The organism is Pedobacter foliorum (genome assembly GCF_013266735.1).
GTDB lineage: Bacteria > Bacteroidota > Bacteroidia > Sphingobacteriales > Sphingobacteriaceae > Pedobacter > Pedobacter foliorum.
Genome location: NZ_JABSNU010000002.1, coordinates 91,654 through 110,536, shown reverse-complemented (window position 1 = coordinate 110,536; position 18,883 = coordinate 91,654). Strand labels below are relative to the sequence as shown.

The window sequence follows — 18,883 nt, the reverse complement described above, 5'->3', positions numbered from 1 at the left end:
AACAATAAAAAGAATGCATTCTCCTTCAGAATTATTAAAGCACGTAGAGCAAGCAATAAGCGAAATCCAATACCCAACATATCCTGGCAACTTATATGAGCCCATAAGCTATATTATGAGCTTAGGAGGCAAAAGAGTAAGACCAACCATGCTACTAATGGCAGTTGATCTATTTAGCGGCGATGTGATTAAAGCATTACCGGCAGCTATGGCTATTGAAACCTTCCACAACTTTACACTTATCCATGATGACATTATGGACAATGCCCCTCTTAGAAGAGGCAAACAAACTGTACATGAAAAGTGGGGCACCAATACAGCTATACTCAGCGGAGATGTAATGATGGTTGAAGCCAACAAGCACATCACAAATGTTGATGTAAGCGTATTAAAACCTGCCTTAAATACTTTTAATGCTACTGCTCAAGGTGTTTGCGAGGGTCAGCAACTTGACATGGAGTTTGAAAACCGTGGTGATGTAAGTATCCCGGAGTATATTGATATGATACGCCTTAAAACAGCTGTCCTGCTAGGCGGAGCTATGAAATTAGGTGCAATTGTTGCAAAAGCAACACCAGAAGAAGCTGATCTTATTTATACTTTTGGAGAGAACCTTGGAATTGCGTTTCAACTTCAGGATGACATACTGGATGTGTTTGGCGACCCTGAGAAATTTGGAAAGCAGATAGCTGGTGATATCATCGCAAACAAAAAAACTTTCCTGTTACTAAAACTACAGGAACTTGTAAGCAAAGAGGATCATATCATACTTACAGATCAGTTCACCAACAAAAACATGGAAGATAAGATCAAAAACATTACTGATTTATATCATAGCTATAAGATCAGAGAGCTAGCTACACAGGAAATGAAAAGTTACCTGGACAAAGCATTTACAGCTTTAAGTAAGATTACTGCACAAGAATCCAGAAAATCAGAAATTATTACGTTAGCGGAAGAGCTAATGAGCCGAGAGTATTAATTATCAAATATTAATCTCACCTTTTCACTCGTTAGTGGCTTAGTTATAAAATTCTTTACAAAAGGGAACGAGGTTGCAGTGGTTCTATCAACTGGATCAACAGAGGATGAGACGACAACTACATCAATAAAAATATTGTTGTCGTCCATCATTTGCAAAAACTGAAGACCGTCGATATTAGGCATATGTAAATCTAAAAGAATAATATCCGGTTTATTCTGCCTTATGTAACCAAGTGCGGCTTCGGGATTATTAAACAAGACAACATGCTTTTCTTTATGTTGATTTCTTATCAATGCTTGGTGCACTTTAATAGTCATAAGATCATCATCAACAAGCACCACATGTTTCTTCCCTTGCTTAGCAGAGTCCTTTTCTAAAAGATTATTACTTGCGGATTTACCAAGATTCATACAAAGCTCCTTGATTGCAGCATCCAATTTTTTTGCCTGATAATTAACATCACTTAGTAATTGATTTATTTTTGAAACATCATAACCATTTAACTGGCTATAGCTAGTAACATTAAACAGATTAGATACATTTACAGTAAGCGAGCGTAATTGATTAGAAGTAAGATGTGAATAATCATTAAGCTTATTTAAATGATCTAAACGCTGGTGATTCTTTATAACAGTGCAAACCACGCACTCTATCTTACCTTTCATTAAAGGAGTAAACACAATTTGAAAGGGCAAGTCAACGCCTCCGTTTTCAACCGGAATTCTCATGTCGATACTGAAGCAATTATTCTTAAAACACTTTTCAAGTAGTTTTAAGAATTTATATTTATAGATTTGCGCAATTATTTCCTCAACATTGTCCCCAATTTTAGGGAAACCAGCAATAAATTCCCGTAAATTATTATCAGGAACAATTTTGAAAAATACTATTTCAAATTTTCTATCAATTAGAAAAAATGAACAAGATGAATGCTCCCATACATTACTAACCTGCATTGTTAATCTTATCTAAACTATTATATTGCCCACAATTCATTTTATACGCGGTTTTTTAAATCACTTTATAAGCCTTAGCTTAATACAAATAAGGTCTATGGAACAATTCTTCCCTAATAATTATCCCAGTTCATTTTATGGTTTGGAATTTGTAACCAGCTAAGAGGTTTCTAATTCGACCATATACAAATCAACACAATATAAATCAACTATGCAAGAAATACTGTCAAAAGTACTTATTGGAGAAAGGATCAAAAATTTGAGAATAGATCACCATCTATCTCAAGCGAGTATAGCTAGCATATTGAATATATCCAGAAGTAACTATTCACAAATAGAATTAGGAAATCAGTATCCCACTTTTGACACACTGCATTTGATCGCTAGATATTATAGCAAAAGTTACGAATGGATCTTACATGGGGAAACTAGTGATATTGAAAACCCTGAGCCAACCAACAAGGTCCCATCTCTAATCAGTAACCTTGAAAAATCACTCGCTGGATTTAAAAAAACCATAGAGTCCTTAGAACAGGAATTAATGGCAATTAAAATGAAAGAGTTAAAGGGGCAATAATTCAAGAGACATCAAAGCATCACTTACAAAAAACTCAAGAAAAGTAATTATAAAAAAAGGGCTTCAACGTATGTTGAAACCCTTTTTTTATAAGGTTAATATCTTATTATTCTGCAGATTCAGCTTTAGCTTCTACTTCAGCTTTAACAGCTTTTTTAGCAGGTGCTTTCTTTGCAGGTGCTTTTTCAGCAGCAGCTTCCTTTGCAGGTGCAGCAGCTTTCTTAGCAGGTGCTTTTTTAGCAGGCGCTTTTTCTACAACTTCTTTAGCTACTGTAGGTAATACAGAAACATAAGATTTGTTATCTTGTTTCTTTTTGAAGATTACAGTACCATCAACCAAAGCGAATAAAGTATGGTCTTTACCAATACCTACTCCTTTGTCTGGATGATGTTTTGTACCACGCTGACGTACTAAAATGTTTCCAGCGATAGCATCTTGACCACCAAAGATCTTGATACCTAAGCGTTTGCTATGCGACTCGCGTCCGTTTCTCGAACTACCGGCTCCTTTTTTATGTGCCATTGTTTTATATTTTAATAATTACCTGATTAACCTGGTAATCCTTGTTTAACAACTAATTATAAACTGATACCAGAAATCTGGATTTTAGTGAAATACTGACGGTGACCGTTTTTCTTTTTGTAACCTTTTCTACGTTTCTTTTTGAAAACGATTACTTTATCACCTTTTAAATGAGACACGATTTTAGCTGAAACTGTAGCACCTTTCAAAGTAGGAGCTCCTACAGTGATTTTACCACCATCTTCAACCAACAATACATTGTCAAATTCAATACTAGCGCCTTCATCTCCTTGCAAACGGTGTACAAAAAGGTGCTGGTCTTTTGCAACTTTGAATTGCTGTCCTGCTATATTTACTATTGCGTACATTGTTAAATATTTATTATTTTAAATTGTTTATTTTTATCGAGGTGCAAATATAGAATTAATTTTTCTAAATCCACAACAGAATTACTTTTTATTCCCGTAACGTTCTTCAGCATCATTGATGCTTTGCCCAATGAGCTTTTGCATTTGAGCAGCAACGTCTCTTAGTTTAGGTATTTCATTGTAATCAGTAAAATAAATTACTTTCTTCGACTTGGTTTTGTAATTAAACTGAATTTCATAACGCAGTGTCTTTGGCGAATTCAAATCAGATCCGCTATTTGCAATTACATCAGGGAAATTCCACAAGCCCAACTCATTTGCCTTACTGTGCAAATAGATCATATCGTTCTTTCTAAGCTTCACATGAGTCTTAACTAAAGAATCCTTGTCGTTTAGGTATTGATAATCACCGGTAGCAGAATTATAACTATTGGCAAGGGTCTTCCCTACTCCCCATTTATATTCAAACGAAACAAAATCGGCTGATCTGAAAGGTGCATTTTTTATCATTGGGGTATAATACACAATGCAATAAATTAGGAAAGGCACTACTATACTTAGCGCTAAAAAAATCTTTTTCCCTTTGGAAGTCATATTAATCGTTTTTTATTATTTGTTACTTAATCTAATGGTTCGGTAAGGTCACCCTCCCACTTACTCACAACGGCTGTAGCCAAGCTATTTCCTATAACATTGGTTGCAGACCTTCCCATATCCAACAATGGATCTATACCTATCAAAAGAGCCAATCCGGCTTCCGGAATATTAAAAGTTGCAATGGTACCTGCAATTACTACTAAAGATGCTCTTGGAACACCCGCTATTCCCTTACTTGTCAGCATCAGAATCAAAAGCATGGTTATCTGCTGTTCAAAAGACAAATGTATACCATATGACTGCGCTATAAATAATGAGGCGAAGGTCATATACAACATCGATCCATCAAGATTAAAAGAATACCCTAAAGGCAAAACAAAGCTTACAATTTTATCTTTACACCCAAAGCGTTCCAATTGAAGCATCGTTTTTGGGTAAGCAGCCTCACTACTAGCTGTGCTAAAAGCTACAAGAACAGGTTCTTTCATCCTGCTCATCAGGTTAAATACCCTCGACTTAAGAATAAAAAATCCAATTATGATCAACACCACCCATAGCAATAACATAGTAGAATAAAATTCTCCGATAAACAATGCATAGGTAGACAATACGGTTAAACCTTGTTTTGCCACAATTGCTGCCATCGCTCCAAATACCGCAAATGGTGCAAAGTTCATTACATAGCCAGTAACTTTTAAAATCACATGTGCCACAGCATCAAAAAACTTGATAATGATTTGCCCCTTTTCTCCAATTGCAGCTGTAGCTACACCAAAGAACAATGAAAATACTACTATCTGAAGAATTTCATTGGTAGCCATTGCTTCTGCCATACTTTTCGGAAAAATATGAGAGATGAAATCCTTTAAGGATAATGCAACTTTATGAATACCTGTATCTATATTGCTTGGAGGCAATGGTAAATTCATAGCTTCACCAGGCTTAAAAATATTAACCATGATTAATCCAAGCACTAGCGACAAAAGAGAAGCGCTCAAAAACCAAAGCATGGTTTTTCCTCCTATCCTACCTACAGCTTTTATGTCGCCAACCTTTGCAACGCCAACTACAAGCGTAGAAAAAACAAGAGGAGCAACAATCATCTTAATAAGACGAAGAAAAATATCACTTAACAGTGTAAGTGGCTCCAGCTTCTTTTCCCGTAAAACTTCATTTTCATGACGAACCTTCTCTAGTGCAACTTTCTCCGTATTTAATTCAAGAAAAGCTGTTGCAGTAGAGTCTTTAATTTTGATAATCTGAGCATCTATAGCTTTAACTCTGTTATCCGCATTAGCAATATTATCATTGAAAGTACCGAATGAACTCACATTTAAATAGTATCCAAGAGCAACTCCCAATACTAAAGCTAAAAAGATAAAGAATGTTAATCCGTTGTTTTTAGACATCTATCTTAAATTAATGTTTTCTGTGGGTGTAAAACTACAACAATTAAATTATTCCATAAAGTTTGTTGATAAACCAATTAAATTCGCATTTTAGTAGTAACAATCAACCATAAATAACCTCTAAGGGTTATCAACTTAATTTTAGTGGAACAAAAGGACCAGTTATTTAAACAAATTTTCGACACAAACTCCAAGAAAATATTCCATTTATGTTATGGTTATACTGGCGATGAAGACTCTGCCAATGACCTACTTCAGGAAACGTTTTTAAAAGTTTGGCAAAATTTAGACAAGTTCCGTAATAAATCTTTGATTTCGACGTGGATCTATCGTATTGCTGTTAATACCTGCTTAACCTACTTAAGGTCGGAAAAAAGGCAGGCTAAAGATGAACTTACAGACAATATTATAGAAAACCGTCCGGAGGAATTCTCAGAAAAAAACGAACAGGTTGCGCTGCTTTATAAATCAATATCAAAATTAGAAGAAAACGATCGCCTCATAATTACAATGGTACTCGATGAATTACCTTATAATGAAATAGCAGACATATCTGGTATCAGTGAAGGGAATCTTAGAGTAAAAATTCATCGCATTAAACAAAAACTTACAGAATTATACAATCAGCATGCAGGAATTTGATCATATACAATCGCTTTGGCAGTCGCATTCGGTTGAGGTAAAAATCTCATCTGAGGAAATGCTTTCGCAAGCAAAAAAAGAGGTATCAGGCATTAAAACGAGGTCTCTATTGAACATTTTTGGAATGATTATCTCATTTGCAGCGCTCGTTGCACTCTTGATATTCTTCCCATTCACTTCATGGACAACACAGGCCGGTTTAAGCATCATCATTATTGCTATAGCTGTATCTACCTTTATTTTATATAAAGATTACAAAATAATATCACGGAATGATTTCACTCAACATCCAAAAGAATTCCTATCACAACTAAAGATTTACCAGTTAAATAAGTTCTCGATCTACAATAAGCTGTATTGGTTTTATGCCGCAGCCTTGTGTCTTGGCTTTATACTTTATTTCTACGAGATGCTTAACAATCTGGACCTTTGGTTTCAAATCGGAATATCTGCCTTTACAATTTTTTGGATGGCACTATGTGCAACCTTTTTGCGCAAAGCATATTTAAAAAGGGAGAAAGAACGTTTAGATCTTCTGATTGAGAAATTCGAACGTATTAGTAGTCAATTTAAAGAACAGGCATAAAAAAAGTCATCCTACCTAAGGGATGACTTCTATTATTAACTAACCCAAATTTAAATCTATCCAAATTTACTAGTGGGCTTCCTGATTCAAATATAAGACGGGTACTTTATTAAGGATAAGCGAAAATCACCAAGTTTCTTTATCCATTAAATCTGTTGATCTGACTTATTTTCCAAACGCCTTCCTCATCTTTTACAATAGTTACATAGTTTTGTTGTGTAAACAGAGGATATTTAAAGTCTACCCTTACCATAACGACGCAATCACAACTTGATAAGATTTCGAAATTTGGGGTACAATTCAATGTAATGTCACCTCTTTTTTTGTAAAAATCTACCAATTCTTTTTTAGTTTGCTCAACAATTTTGCCTTGCCTGGTTATTTTTAACACAGCCTCATTATGCATCACCTGATTAAGCAATGCGGCATTACAGTGCACATTCGCATCAATGTAAGCCTCTATTACAGAGCTTGATTTTAAATTCACACTTGCTGCTGGTTTACCATTATCAGCAAATGCAGAAGTGAAGGAGATACTGAGTATCGCCACACACAATAGGATTTTCCTTTTCATGATCTTTTTTTTATTCTTTTCAATTAAACATTTGTGAAGTGCTATAAAAGCACCTTAAAATACGGCACAGGTTATCTATACTGGCCGGGAGTAACTTTAAATGAATTTCTAAATAGTCTGATAAACGAACTTGGGCATTCAAAGCCCACCATATCCACAATCTCACTAACTGGGTAGTCTGTATTCTTTAGATAGTATTTAGCTTGCTGTAATCTGATTGCTGTTAAAAACTGATGAGGCGACTGTTGATATGCTTGCTTAAAAGTTCGTAGCAAATGGTTTACAGACAAACAAGCCATTTGTGCAATATCATCCAGCCGGATGTTTTTATTGTAATTGCTAATGATATAATCTTTGGCAATAGACAACCGCCTTAATATCTCAGATTTGGTAATATAGCTATGAAACTTTAATGAGGCTGTTCTATTTACTACCTCAGCGTTGTAAATACTATAATAATTAAGCAAGCAGTTATGAAGACAATCATTTAGAAGCAATTGGTTAGTTGAATTACTATTGATAAGTGAGCCTAAATTTATCAGGTTATCTTTTAACCCACCCTGCAACGGATAAATAGACTCTACAAAAACCGGGGATTCATACTTAAAGTTAAACGGACTATCCAATAATAGCCTTTCATCGTTCAAGGAGTACTCAAAATCCCTTACAAAATAAGGATCAAAAAATATAGAAAGTGAATTTACTTGTGTTGTCGAATCAATCCTGCTGGAGTAATTGGTGTTACTGTTTAAAAAGATGAAATTCTCCGGATGCAACCGTAAATCTCTTTTACCCAATTTATAGTCAGCCGCCCCATTAAATACCATATTGATGGAGTACTTTCCAGTTAGGCCGGTGAAGCTGGTATTATAAGAAGTTTCGCTTCTAATTTCATTATTACCAACAAGTATTTTCTTACTATCCATCACAATTAAATTAACGTATACAACTCAAATTCAAATCCTTAAATCATCATCAAACGCTCCAATTAATCAACTTCTATGATCAAAGTTTCTAGTCAAAATTAAACCGGGATATCGTGTTTCTTTTCACCCCTAAAGGGGTATATTGAGGTAAATGAAAAAAATACCCCTTCAAGGGTGATTTTTTAATAGTATATTGATAAATATATTTACAGTCAGATTAACTTACTATTTCTATATCCAGTGGGCAAAAAGCTATTAATACTTTTTCTCATCCTTTTCATCTATTGTTTCGATGGTTTTTCTCAGCGTTACAATTTCGAACAATATGACATAGAGGATGGACTTACGCAATCACAGGTAACTGCCATTACGCAGGATAGCAAGCGTCGATTGTGGATTTCAACACTTGGTGGGCTCAGCTGTTTTAATGGCAAACAGTTTATCAATTACACTAAAACAAGTGGACTAAGCAGCAACTTCATTCTTTCTTTAGCAGCAGGGAAAAACAACGAAATATGGATAGGATCTGCCAGAGGCCTTTCAAAATACAATGGCAATAGCTTCAGCAATTATGCTGATACTAAAAAATGGGTAAATGTATTAGCCACAGATCAGAATGGGATTGTCTACGGCCTAAAAGGCAAGCGTTTAATTAATGCCGAAAAGGATGAACCAATAGCTATTTCAAATGATACCTCCGAAGTAGTTACTGCCCTTAAAACAGATTATTCCGGCAATATTTGGGTAGCCATTTACGGCAAGGGAATATATCATTTGGAAAAAGGCAAATGGTTGCGCTCGCCTTTAAATGATAAAATTAAAGACCTAATCGTTACAGATATTTTAGTAGACCAACTTAATGTAGGAAAACTATGGCTATTAACTCCAAAAGGCATCTATATTGCGCAGAACAACATCATTAGCAAAGCTTACAATGAAATCACAACCAAATGCAACTCTATAGCTCAAGATAGCAAAGGTTCGGTATGGATAGGTACAAACAGCGGAGCTTACTGCATCACTCCCACCAACCTTTTCCATTTCAACTCTAACAATGGATTTACCGACAATATTGTTAATGAAATATTTAAAGATATAGAGAACAACATTTGGCTGGGAACAGATGGTTCGGGATTATTTAGATTTACCAATAATAGCTACGTAACATTTGATGAAACACAAGGAATAGATAGTAGAATTGTGATGTCAATTGCCAATGGTCCAACTCCCGGAACAATATGGTTAGGTTCATATGGTGGCTTATATGAATACAAGCAGAATCAAAAAATTAAAAGCATAAAAATCCCTTCAGAAAATCCCGATTCATACCGCATTAATTTCTTATACAACGATCATAAAGGCAATGTATGGATAGGTACTCCGGGTGGCGGGCTTTGGATGCACAATGGCCAGCGAATGGAGCGTATGGATACTGAAAAGGAACATGTGGCTTACAATGCGATGATTGAGGATAGCAGCGGCACAATATGGCTATCAACCAGTTATGGATGCTTAACCTTTGATGTTAAAAGCAGAAAATTCAATAGAGTAACCAAACAATTTGGAGGTGGATTAATGGAACTTGGGCGCGACTCAATAGTTGCAGGCACTCAAGATGGAGCATGGTTAATCGTCAACAAAAAAACAATTACTCCATTAAACATTAAGGGATTATCAGGCTCCAGCATACTTTGTATGCTTAAGCACAAAGATTACGTACTTTTTGGAACTGCTGATTATGGGTTATTAGTCTGGAATGTTAAAACCGGAACAACCAGGTTCATTAATACAAAATCAGGACTTGCCTCCGATCATATCTATAGTATATTAGAAGATAAAAGAGGGACAATATGGTTAGGAACCGGAAGAGGTATTGATAGAATTAATAGTAAAGATTTTTCTATCATACAACCAAATAACCAAGATGAACTGTTAGTTGAATGCAACCAAAATGCGATACTTCAGCACGACAACAATGTGTGGATTGGCACTACCAAAGGCGTTATTGTTTATGGAATAAACCCAAGCTCTGAGAAAAAAGTTAATCCCTACATTTACATCAATTCTATAAACGTATCGCCTAATTACAAGCAAGAATACGTTAAGGGTGTACTTACACTGCCTTACTACCACAACCACATCAATATCAATTACACCGGTATTTACCTAAGTAACCCTAGTGCTGTAATGTATAAATACCGATTAATTGGCTTAGATAATAAGTACAGCCAGCCAAGCAACAATTCTTCAATGAATTTTACCGCAATCCCACCTGGAAAATATACTTTCGAAGTAAAGGCGGTAACGAAAGACGGACTTTCATCAGTTAATACAGCATCAGTTTCTTTTGAAATACTGATGCCATACTACCAAACCCCTATTTTTAAATTTTTCATTATCGTATTTATTCTCTTATTAATCCTGTTGGCGGTATATATAATCCTGACCCTCAATGAACGTAAACGTAAATTAAGACTACAGATAAAGCTGGAAGAACAATTTAAGATCAGAAAGCAGACCGCGGAAGATTTCCATGATGACTTAGGCAACAAACTAACCCGAATTACAGTGCTATCAGAGGTATTGGGAAGTATGATTGATAATGACGACACAGAAAAAAGAAACATTCTAAAAAAAATCAGATGCAATGTGGATGAGTTGTACAACGGAACTAAAGATATCTTGTGGTCACTTAATCCCAAAAACGATTCATTAAGTCAGGTTTTAAACCACATCAAAGATTTTGGTCAGGAGATGGTTAATGAGACTCCTATCCTATTTAAATATGATATTAACCTCAACAATAAAGACACAAAGCTATCACTAGATATGAGCAGAAACATATTGATGATATTCAAAGAGTCAATCCATAATGCACTGAAACACGCTAAAGCAAAACAAATTAATTTTGAAGCCAGACTAAACAATGGAATGCTGTTAATTACACTTCGGGATGATGGAATTGGTTTTGATATAGAACACGCTAAAGATGGGCATGGAATGAACAATATGTATGTGAGAGCTAAGAGAATTAATGCTGATTTAAATATTACTTCTAATGACAAGGGAACGAATGTACTTTTACTTGTTAATTTTTCGACTCTAAAACATTTTAAAAATGCATAACCAGGAAGCCGCAAGAATTGTAATTATTGAGGATGATAAAACCATTAGAGAAGGTTATCACTACCTAATTGACAACACCTCTCCATATACGGTAGTAAATGCATATGCTTCATTTGATGTGGCAAAGCTTAAGATTGCAAAAGACAATCCAGATGTGATCATACTAGATATACAACTACCAGGAACAAATGGAATTGATGCTTTGCCTCTGTTAAAAAAGATGCTACCCAATGTTTACATCATTATGCTTACCGTTTATGAAACCGAAAAAATAATACTTGATGCTTTGGCAAATGGAGCTTCTGGATATTTCACTAAAAACACTCCTTCATCAAAAATAATTGACGCCATTAAAGAGGTAATGCATGGTGGAGGCCCTATGAGTCCTGATGTTTCAAAGAAGGTTATCATGTCGCTTCAAAAGAACCAACACTCGCCACTTACTAAAAGAGAAACACAGATACTGGAATTAATAGCAGAAGGAAAAGATAGAGGACAGATAGCTAATCAATTGTTTATTGATGTAGAAACTGTTAAAACTCATGTAAAGAACATTTACATTAAGTTAGACGTCAACTCGAAAGCTGACGCCATAAATGTGGCCAAAACCAATAAATTAATATAGACTTATTCTTTTACCTCAGAAACTGAGAAGCTATTACCGCTAAGTCGGTATTGAAGCGTTTTTAAAGTACCGTCTTTTTCAGTACTGTCCTTTGAATTTACAATAGGAAAAGTGCGGAAAAGATTACCGTCCTTAATCACAAACTTATCATTTCCGGCATATTTCTTTTTTGCATTATCACTTAATCCCGGGAAGCTGATTTTGTTAAAACCACCATCAGCATATTCGTAAACATTGAGGTCCAGAACATTTTTCTTACTCAACAATTCGATGTAAATCTCAGGATTACCATCATTATCCAGATCCATGTTCCAGGAATCGGTTATAATACCTTTACGCTCATTAGATAATGACTTATAACTGTTTTTAAGAGAGTCTGACCTTAGTATAAGGTAACCTCCTAGGCTATCAACTCCTTTACCCCAACTTACCACCTCAAAATTGATACCCGGTCTTATTTCTATATCCTTATAAAAGGCGAACTGACCTTTTGGCTTTTCTACAGCTGTATTATTTTGCTTTACAGTTTCATCTTTCTTAGTAGAATCACCACAGGAAGCTAATAAAAGCAGCCCCGAAAATAAAAGGGACTGCTTTATTAAGTATTTCATCAATTTCATCGTTTACTTTTTAATGTAAATACAAAGTTTTACAATGCAAACTACTATTTAGTTTTTACATCCGGAGCACCATTGTTCAAAATTGTTTCAGTAACAACACTACGTTTACCACTTGGAGCAATTACAATGGTTTTTAAAACACGTTTTTCTCCTTTTGGAACAATCACCTTAACTGGACTATCAACTAAATTAGCTGTTTCAGATGGACGAGTAAGATCTAAAGTATAGTAGATTTTTGAGCCTGGTATTGGTGCTTTCAGCTCAATACTGAAATCTTCACCATTCACTACTTTATCAGCTGTTAATCCTAGTGGAGTTGGAACCCAGTAGTTAGTATTGGTTTTATCTAATCTAGCCAAATGTACAGGAATACGCTCCTCAGAGAAATTTTTAAAATCTTTACGATCAGGCTTACTCCATGCAATCTCCGCTAATGAGAACATTCTTGGTAAAACCATATACTCAACTTTTGCCGGAGTCTCGATGTACTCAGTCCAAAGGTTAGCTTGTACACCAACAACATGTTTCTGCTGATCTGCAGTTAATTCCTTTGGCATTGGATCATAAGCATAAGCCAAAGAATACGGTGCTAAACCACCAATATTTGTTGGCTCATCAACAGAGTTTGATTGTTTATGATCAAAATAAAGTCCAATTGGCCCACCTGGGGTCATGATCACATCATGGTTTTGTTTTGCAGCTGCAATACCACCTTCAGTACCTCTCCAAGACATTACGGTAGCGTTAGGTGCTAAACCACCTTCAAGAATTTCATCCCATCCAATGATAGAACGACCCTTTGCATTAATGTGTTTTTCAATTCTTTGGATGAAATAACTTTGCAATTCATGCTCATCCTTTAAACCAAGTTTTTTAATTAAGTTCTGGCAGAACTCACTTTCTTTCCAGTATTCTTTAGGGCTTTCATCACCACCAATGTGAATATATTTAGATGGGAAAATTGCCATTACCTCATCCACTACATCTTCTAAAAATTTGAAGGTATTGTCGCTAGGAACAAAAACATCATCAAATACACCCCATTGTTGTTGTACTTGTTTTCCTTTTCTAGAACCTGACCAAGGTGTTTTTGCATCAACAAAAGTATCTCTGTCAGGGAAACAGCTCAATTCAGGATAAGCTGCGATAGCCGCAGAAGCATGTCCTGGCATTTCAATTTCAGGGATTACATTAATAAATCTTGCTGCTGCATATGCAATAACTTCTTTAGCTTCTTGTTGAGTATAAAAGCCTTTGTACTCTTTATTATCTGTACCAACACCCGGGTGATGACCGATAATGGTACCACTTCTGGTTGCACCAAGAGTTGTTAATTTAGGATATTTCTTAATCTCAATTCTCCATCCCTGGTCGTCGGTTAAATGCCAGTGGAAATTGTTCAATTTGTATTGAGACATCAAATCGATGTACTTTTTAATTAAGGCTAGCGGAAACATATGACGACCTACATCAAGGTGCATTCCTCTGTATTTAAAGCGAGGATAATCATTAATTTCTGCGGCACCGATTGTTACCTCATTGTTTTTCTTTTCCGGCATCAATTGGATCATCGACTGAACCGCATAGAATAAACCAGCCTCTTTACCTGTTACAGTGATCTTTTTATCAGTGATGTCAATAGTATAACCTTCTGCCGGTAATTTATCAGCACCTGCCGAAGTTAACACAATTGCTCTTTCATTAGCTTTTAAAGCTTTTGTCTCTCTCAGTGCAAATCCTGCCTTGGTGGTAATGGAGGCATTTAGTAAATCTGCCATCTTTGCATTGGCTGCATCTGCAGACATCAATACAACGGTTTTATCCAGCTTAAACGACCCACTTTTCTTTTTCACAGATACTGGTGCCGGAATAATGCCCATGTTGGCATCCGTTTGTGCAAAAGCACCAACAGACATAAATGCCACTAGAGCAACTGATAATAGTTTCTTCATGTGTTAGGTTAAATAATTTATTTTAAATCAAGCCCCAAGATAAAAAATCTTATAAAAAGATGAGCAAAAAAAAGGCAGAATCGTATGATTCTGCCTATATATTTATTAAAGTGTTAATTATATCACTTCTTTCACTTCATGTTCTTTAGCAGCAAGGAAGCGCTCTGCATCCAGAGCAGCCATACAACCTGAACCGGCAGCTGTAACCGCTTGTCTGTAATAATGATCCTGAACATCTCCACTAGCAAAAACACCTTCAATATTCGTTAAAGTAGTTCCAGGGATAGTTTTCAAATAGCCAGTTTCATCCATATCCAGCCATCCTTTAAAGATATCCGTATTTGGTTTATGACCAATTGCTACGAAGAAACCTTCAACAGGCAAGTCAGTTTCTACACCTGTTTGATTGTTTGCGATTCTTACGGCAGTTACATTTTTACCATTACCCAAAATCTCTTTAGTCTCTGAGTTATAGATTACTTCAATATTTGGCGTATTTAATACTCTATGTACCATCGCTTTTGAAGCTCTGAATTCATCTCTACGCACAATCATGTATACTTTCTTACAAAGTTTAGCTAAGTAAGTAGCTTCTTCAGCAGCAGTATCACCGGCACCAACTATAGCTACGTCCTGTCCTTTAAAGAAAAAGCCGTCACATACCGCACATGCCGATACACCGAATCCATTATATTGTTGTTCACTAGGTAAACCAAGCCATTTGGCTGTAGCACCTGTCGAGATAATTACAGTATCAGCAGTGATGGTTTTAATCTCATCAACTACTACTTTATGAGGCAAAGATGAAAAGTCTACAGAACTTACATATCCAAAACGGATATCAGTTCCAAAACGCTCAGCTTGCTTACGGAAATCTTCCATCATCTCAGGGCCCATTATACCACCAGGGTAACCCGGGAAATTATCAACATCGGTAGTCTGAGTTAATTGACCACCCGGCTCCATACCAGTATACATAACCGGTTTAAGATCTGCACGAGCTGCATAAATAGCAGCAGTATATCCTGCAGGGCCTGAACCTATAATTAAACATTTAACGTGTTCTATTTCTTCTGACATATATGTTTCTTTCTTATTAAAATACAAAATTACGCTTTATCCTGCTATCCATCAAACGGTAGTACACAACAAGTGCAACATTGTGATTTCTAAATTATAAATCCGATCAGGTCTGTATTACACCTACACTAAACTGCTTCTTTATAGGCGATTGATTAGCAGCCTCTATCCCCATAGAAATTACTTTTCTGGTTTCTGAAGGATCAATAACCCCATCTACCCATAACCTTGCCGCAGCATAATATGGTGTAGTCTGACTGTCATACCTATCGGTGATCTCCTTTAACAACTCTGCTTCTTTTTCCGGTGTAATTACCTCTCCTTTGGCTTTTAGTGATGCCTCTTGAATTTGCAACAACACTTTAGCGGCCTGTGAGCCACCCATTACCGCAATCTTAGCACTTGGCCATGCATAAATCAATCGAGGATCGTAAGCTTTACCACACATTGCATAATTACCTGCACCATAAGAGTTTCCTACCACAATGGTAAACTTAGGCACAACAGAGTTTGCAACAGCATTTACCATTTTAGCACCATCTTTAATGATGCCTCCATGTTCAGATCTGCTACCGACCATAAAACCGGTAACATCCTGTAAAAACACCAAAGGAATTTTCTTCTGATTGCAGTTCATGATAAACCGTGTAGCTTTATCAGCACTGTCAGAGTAAATTACTCCACCAAACTGCATTTCTCCTTTTTTAGATTTAACAACTTTACGCTGATTCGCAACTATACCAACCGCCCAGCCATCAATCCTTCCTAATCCACATATGATGCTTTGTCCATATAACTGCTTATATTCTTCAAAATCAGAGTTATCTACCAAACGATGAATTACCTCGAGCATATCATAAGGTTTTTCCCTGTTTTCGGGTAGTATGCCATAAATTTCTTCGGGATCAAGCTTTGGCAATACAGGTTTAATTCTATCAAATCCTGCTACCTGAGGCGCACCTAACATACTCATGATGTTGCGAATACTATCCAAACAAGCCTGATCATTAGGATGCTTATAGTCGGTAACACCAGAAATTTCGCAATGAGTAGTAGCACCACCCAAAGTTTCATTATCTACATCTTCGCCAATTGCCGATTTAACGAGGTAAGATCCAGCTAAAAACACAGAACCTGTGCCATCAACAATCATCGCCTCATCGCTCATAATCGGTAGATAAGCACCTCCTGCTACACAAGAACCCATTATTGCAGCAATTTGTACAATCCCATCAGAGGACATTAAGGCGTTGTTTCTGAACATCCTACCAAAATGTTCTTTATCGGGAAAAATCTCATCTTGCATCGGTAAATAAACCCCTGCACTGTCTACCAAATAGATTACAGGCAACCTGTTTTCCATGGCAATTTCCTGCGCTCTAAGATTTTTCTTAGCAGTCATAGGAAACCAAGCACCTGCTTTTACAGTTGCATCATTGGCAACAATCATGCATTGTCTACCCGACACATAGCCAATACCGCATACCACACCTGCAGATGGACAGCCACCTTGCTCAGCATACATTTCATCGGCAGCAAAAGCTCCGATTTCTAAAAACTCGCTTTCTTTATCTATTAGGTAAGAGATACGCTCTCTTGCCAATAGTTTCCCCTTGTCCTTTTGTTTAGCTGCATTCTTCTCCCCTCCACCTTTATATATCTTTCTCAGCCGTGTTTTTAATTCATAAACCGACTGTTTGTTAACATCTTCATTCTTATTGAATTCTATATTCATGTAGCCAAGTTAAATTCTTACGACTAAGTTATATTTATGCGCCCAAGTTATATCTTTATTTTTAGGAGAACAAAAGACCAATTCGGGCTTTGGTATAATGCCGTGTTAAAATGATAAAGTCGTCATCCTGAATTCATTTCAGGATCCCACACATGCTATTCAAAACCTGCTCAAACGGGATCCTGAAATGAATTCAGGATGACGACCCTACGTAAATACATAACGTATTTAGATAAAAATCCTACCTAAACAATTAGCTACCTACTATGCTTCATATTTTTTAAACACCGAAGTTGCAGTGTGACCACCGAAACCAAATGTATTATTCAGCACGTAATTAACTGGCTGATGAATAGATTTACCCAACACAATATTTAATCCTTGCGGAATCGCAGGGTCAAGGTTTTTAGTATTGATAGTTCCAGGAATAATACCATCTCTAATGGCAAGTATGCTAATTACACTTTCTATTGCGCCAGCACCACCAAGCAAATGCCCGGTCATAGATTTAGTCGCACTAATTTTAACAGGCAAATCGCCAAATATCTTTTTAATCCCGCTTAACTCTCCAGAATCTCCTAAGCCTGTAGAAGTTGCGTGTGCGTTAATGTAATCGATTTTATCAGGAGTTATTCCTGCATCAGCAAGTGCTTTAGATATACCTAAAGATGCGCCTAAGCCATCCGGAGGAGTACCGGTAAGGTGATAAGCATCTGCTGCCATACCTCCGCCAACAATTTCCGCATAAATATGTGCGCCTCTTTTTTGAGCATGTTCCAGTTCTTCTAAAATCAAAGCACCAGCACCTTCACCTATTACAAAACCATCTCTGTCAACATCAAACGGACGTGAAGCCGTTTCCGGATCATCATTTCTTTTTGATAGCGCATGTGCTGAATTGAAACCACCTACTGAAGACTCAGTAATACCTGCCTCAGATCCACCAGCAACCATAACATTGGCTTTACCTAAACGAATGGTATCAAAAGCACTGATAATTGCGGTATTAGAAGATGCACAGGCCGAAACCGTAGCATAATTAGGCCCATGAAGTTTATGACGTATAGAAATTACACCAGCTGCAATATCAACAATCATTTTTGGAATAAAGTATGGGCTAAATCTAGGGGTACCATCACCCAGGTGATACTCTTTTAATTGTTCTTCAAAAGTACCAATACCACCATTTCCTGATGCCCAGATCACACCAACTTCATAGCGTTCAGTCTCAGGCATTGTAGTAAAATCTAATCCTGAATCTTTAATAGCCTGATCACTTGCTGCAATAGCGTATTGGGTATACAGGTCATATTTTTTAATTTCCTTTTTATCAATGTAGGCTTCGGCATCAAAGTTTTTCACTTCAGCAGCAAAATTGGTTTTGAATTTTGAGGTATCAAATTTTGTAATTTTAGCTGCGCCGCTTTTGCCGGCAACTATATTGTCCCAAAATTCATTTACTGTATTTCCCACAGGGGTTACAGCGCCCAAACCTGTTACTACTACTCTTTTCATATTCACTTTAAATTTATATTTAACGGTGTGTTGTTTTAAACTCACCGAGTTACTTCCTTATTAATTGTAATTGCACAAAATTACCAT

The 18,883-nt window shown here is 36.4% G+C and carries 18 protein-coding genes; 6 read left to right on the top strand and 12 right to left on the bottom strand.

Annotated elements, in window-relative coordinates; all coding sequences use genetic code 11:
- Nucleotides 1-13 precede the first annotated feature (13 nt).
- Nucleotides 14-982 (top strand): polyprenyl synthetase family protein, encoded by a 969-nt coding sequence (locus HQN83_RS04295; protein ID WP_173088999.1) that lies wholly within the window; start codon nucleotides 14-16, stop codon nucleotides 980-982.
- On the opposite strand, the gene HQN83_RS04290 is transcribed toward HQN83_RS04295, so the two are convergent.
- Nucleotides 979-1,941 (bottom strand): response regulator, encoded by a 963-nt coding sequence (locus HQN83_RS04290; protein WP_173088997.1) that lies wholly within the window; start codon nucleotides 1,939-1,941, stop codon nucleotides 979-981. The two genes, HQN83_RS04295 and HQN83_RS04290, sit on opposite strands and share 4 nt — an antisense overlap.
- A gap of 211 nt (nucleotides 1,942-2,152) precedes the next feature.
- Here HQN83_RS04290 and HQN83_RS04285 point away from each other — a divergent pair, with 211 nt between their 5' ends.
- Entirely contained in the window at nucleotides 2,153-2,518 is a 366-nt protein-coding gene (locus HQN83_RS04285; RefSeq protein ID WP_173088995.1) for a helix-turn-helix domain-containing protein, read from the top strand.
- Nucleotides 2,519-2,624: 106 nt separating this feature from the next.
- Here HQN83_RS04285 and rpmA read toward each other — a convergent pair whose 3' ends face one another.
- From rpmA to HQN83_RS04265, 4 genes are all read right to left on the bottom strand, one after another.
- Nucleotides 2,625-3,041, bottom strand: a complete 417-nt coding sequence (gene rpmA / locus HQN83_RS04280; RefSeq protein WP_173088993.1) for a 50S ribosomal protein L27 — start codon at nucleotides 3,039-3,041, stop codon at nucleotides 2,625-2,627.
- Between the two features lie 56 nt (nucleotides 3,042-3,097).
- Nucleotides 3,098-3,409 carry a 50S ribosomal protein L21 gene (gene rplU, locus HQN83_RS04275; protein WP_074605730.1) on the bottom strand — a complete coding sequence of 104 codons (312 nt, stop codon included), beginning with the start codon at nucleotides 3,407-3,409 and terminating at the stop codon, nucleotides 3,098-3,100.
- Nucleotides 3,410-3,490: 81 nt separating this feature from the next.
- Nucleotides 3,491-4,003, bottom strand: a complete 513-nt coding sequence (locus HQN83_RS04270; RefSeq protein ID WP_173088991.1) for a hypothetical protein — start codon at nucleotides 4,001-4,003, stop codon at nucleotides 3,491-3,493.
- A 26-nt stretch (nucleotides 4,004-4,029) separates the two neighbouring features.
- Entirely contained in the window at nucleotides 4,030-5,415 is a 1,386-nt protein-coding gene (locus HQN83_RS04265) for a dicarboxylate/amino acid:cation symporter (RefSeq protein WP_173088989.1), read from the bottom strand.
- Nucleotides 5,416-5,559: 144 nt separating this feature from the next.
- Here HQN83_RS04265 and HQN83_RS04260 point away from each other — a divergent pair, with 144 nt between their 5' ends.
- Both HQN83_RS04260 and HQN83_RS04255 read left to right on the top strand, forming a co-directional pair.
- Entirely contained in the window at nucleotides 5,560-6,057 is a 498-nt protein-coding gene (locus HQN83_RS04260) for an RNA polymerase sigma factor (protein WP_108203788.1), read from the top strand.
- Nucleotides 6,044-6,643, top strand: a complete 600-nt coding sequence (locus tag HQN83_RS04255) for a hypothetical protein (RefSeq protein WP_173088987.1) — start codon at nucleotides 6,044-6,046, stop codon at nucleotides 6,641-6,643. Before HQN83_RS04260 ends, HQN83_RS04255 begins: the two co-directional genes overlap by 14 nt.
- A gap of 139 nt (nucleotides 6,644-6,782) precedes the next feature.
- Here the strand turns inward: HQN83_RS04255 and HQN83_RS04250 are convergent, their stop codons facing one another.
- Complete coding sequence (locus HQN83_RS04250) at nucleotides 6,783-7,217, bottom strand: nuclear transport factor 2 family protein (protein ID WP_173088985.1); 435 nt, start codon at nucleotides 7,215-7,217, stop codon at nucleotides 6,783-6,785.
- Nucleotides 7,218-7,288: 71 nt separating this feature from the next.
- Nucleotides 7,289-8,143: a helix-turn-helix transcriptional regulator gene (locus HQN83_RS04245; protein ID WP_173088983.1), complete on the bottom strand. Its 855-nt coding sequence runs from the start codon at nucleotides 8,141-8,143 to the stop codon at nucleotides 7,289-7,291.
- 240 nt (nucleotides 8,144-8,383) lie between these two features.
- On the opposite strand from HQN83_RS04245, the gene HQN83_RS25425 reads away from it, so the two are divergent.
- The gene (locus HQN83_RS25425; RefSeq protein ID WP_317172488.1) at nucleotides 8,384-11,269 is read left to right on the top strand and encodes a ligand-binding sensor domain-containing protein; all 2,886 of its coding nucleotides are present in this window, start codon (nucleotides 8,384-8,386) and stop codon (nucleotides 11,267-11,269) included.
- A complete protein-coding gene (locus tag HQN83_RS04235; protein WP_173088981.1) occupies nucleotides 11,262-11,894 on the top strand; it encodes a response regulator in 633 nt (210 codons plus the stop codon). Before HQN83_RS25425 ends, HQN83_RS04235 begins: the two co-directional genes overlap by 8 nt.
- Nucleotides 11,895-11,896: 2 nt before the next feature.
- Here HQN83_RS04235 and HQN83_RS04230 read toward each other — a convergent pair whose 3' ends face one another.
- The 5 genes from HQN83_RS04230 to fabF all read right to left on the bottom strand — a co-directional run bounded on the left by HQN83_RS04230 (nucleotide 11,897) and on the right by fabF (nucleotide 18,796).
- Nucleotides 11,897-12,505 (bottom strand): hypothetical protein, encoded by a 609-nt coding sequence (locus tag HQN83_RS04230; protein WP_246254287.1) that lies wholly within the window; start codon nucleotides 12,503-12,505, stop codon nucleotides 11,897-11,899.
- A gap of 53 nt (nucleotides 12,506-12,558) precedes the next feature.
- Nucleotides 12,559-14,466, bottom strand: a complete 1,908-nt coding sequence (locus HQN83_RS04225) for a beta-N-acetylhexosaminidase (protein ID WP_173088977.1) — start codon at nucleotides 14,464-14,466, stop codon at nucleotides 12,559-12,561.
- A gap of 117 nt (nucleotides 14,467-14,583) precedes the next feature.
- Nucleotides 14,584-15,546 carry a thioredoxin-disulfide reductase gene (gene trxB, locus HQN83_RS04220; RefSeq protein WP_173088975.1) on the bottom strand — a complete coding sequence of 321 codons (963 nt, stop codon included), beginning with the start codon at nucleotides 15,544-15,546 and terminating at the stop codon, nucleotides 14,584-14,586.
- A gap of 106 nt (nucleotides 15,547-15,652) precedes the next feature.
- Complete coding sequence (locus HQN83_RS04215; RefSeq protein ID WP_173088973.1) at nucleotides 15,653-17,281, bottom strand: acyl-CoA carboxylase subunit beta; 1,629 nt, start codon at nucleotides 17,279-17,281, stop codon at nucleotides 15,653-15,655.
- Between the two features lie 264 nt (nucleotides 17,282-17,545).
- Nucleotides 17,546-18,796 (bottom strand): beta-ketoacyl-ACP synthase II, encoded by a 1,251-nt coding sequence (fabF, locus tag HQN83_RS04210; protein WP_173088971.1) that lies wholly within the window; start codon nucleotides 18,794-18,796, stop codon nucleotides 17,546-17,548.
- Nucleotides 18,797-18,883: the final 87 nt, after the last annotated feature.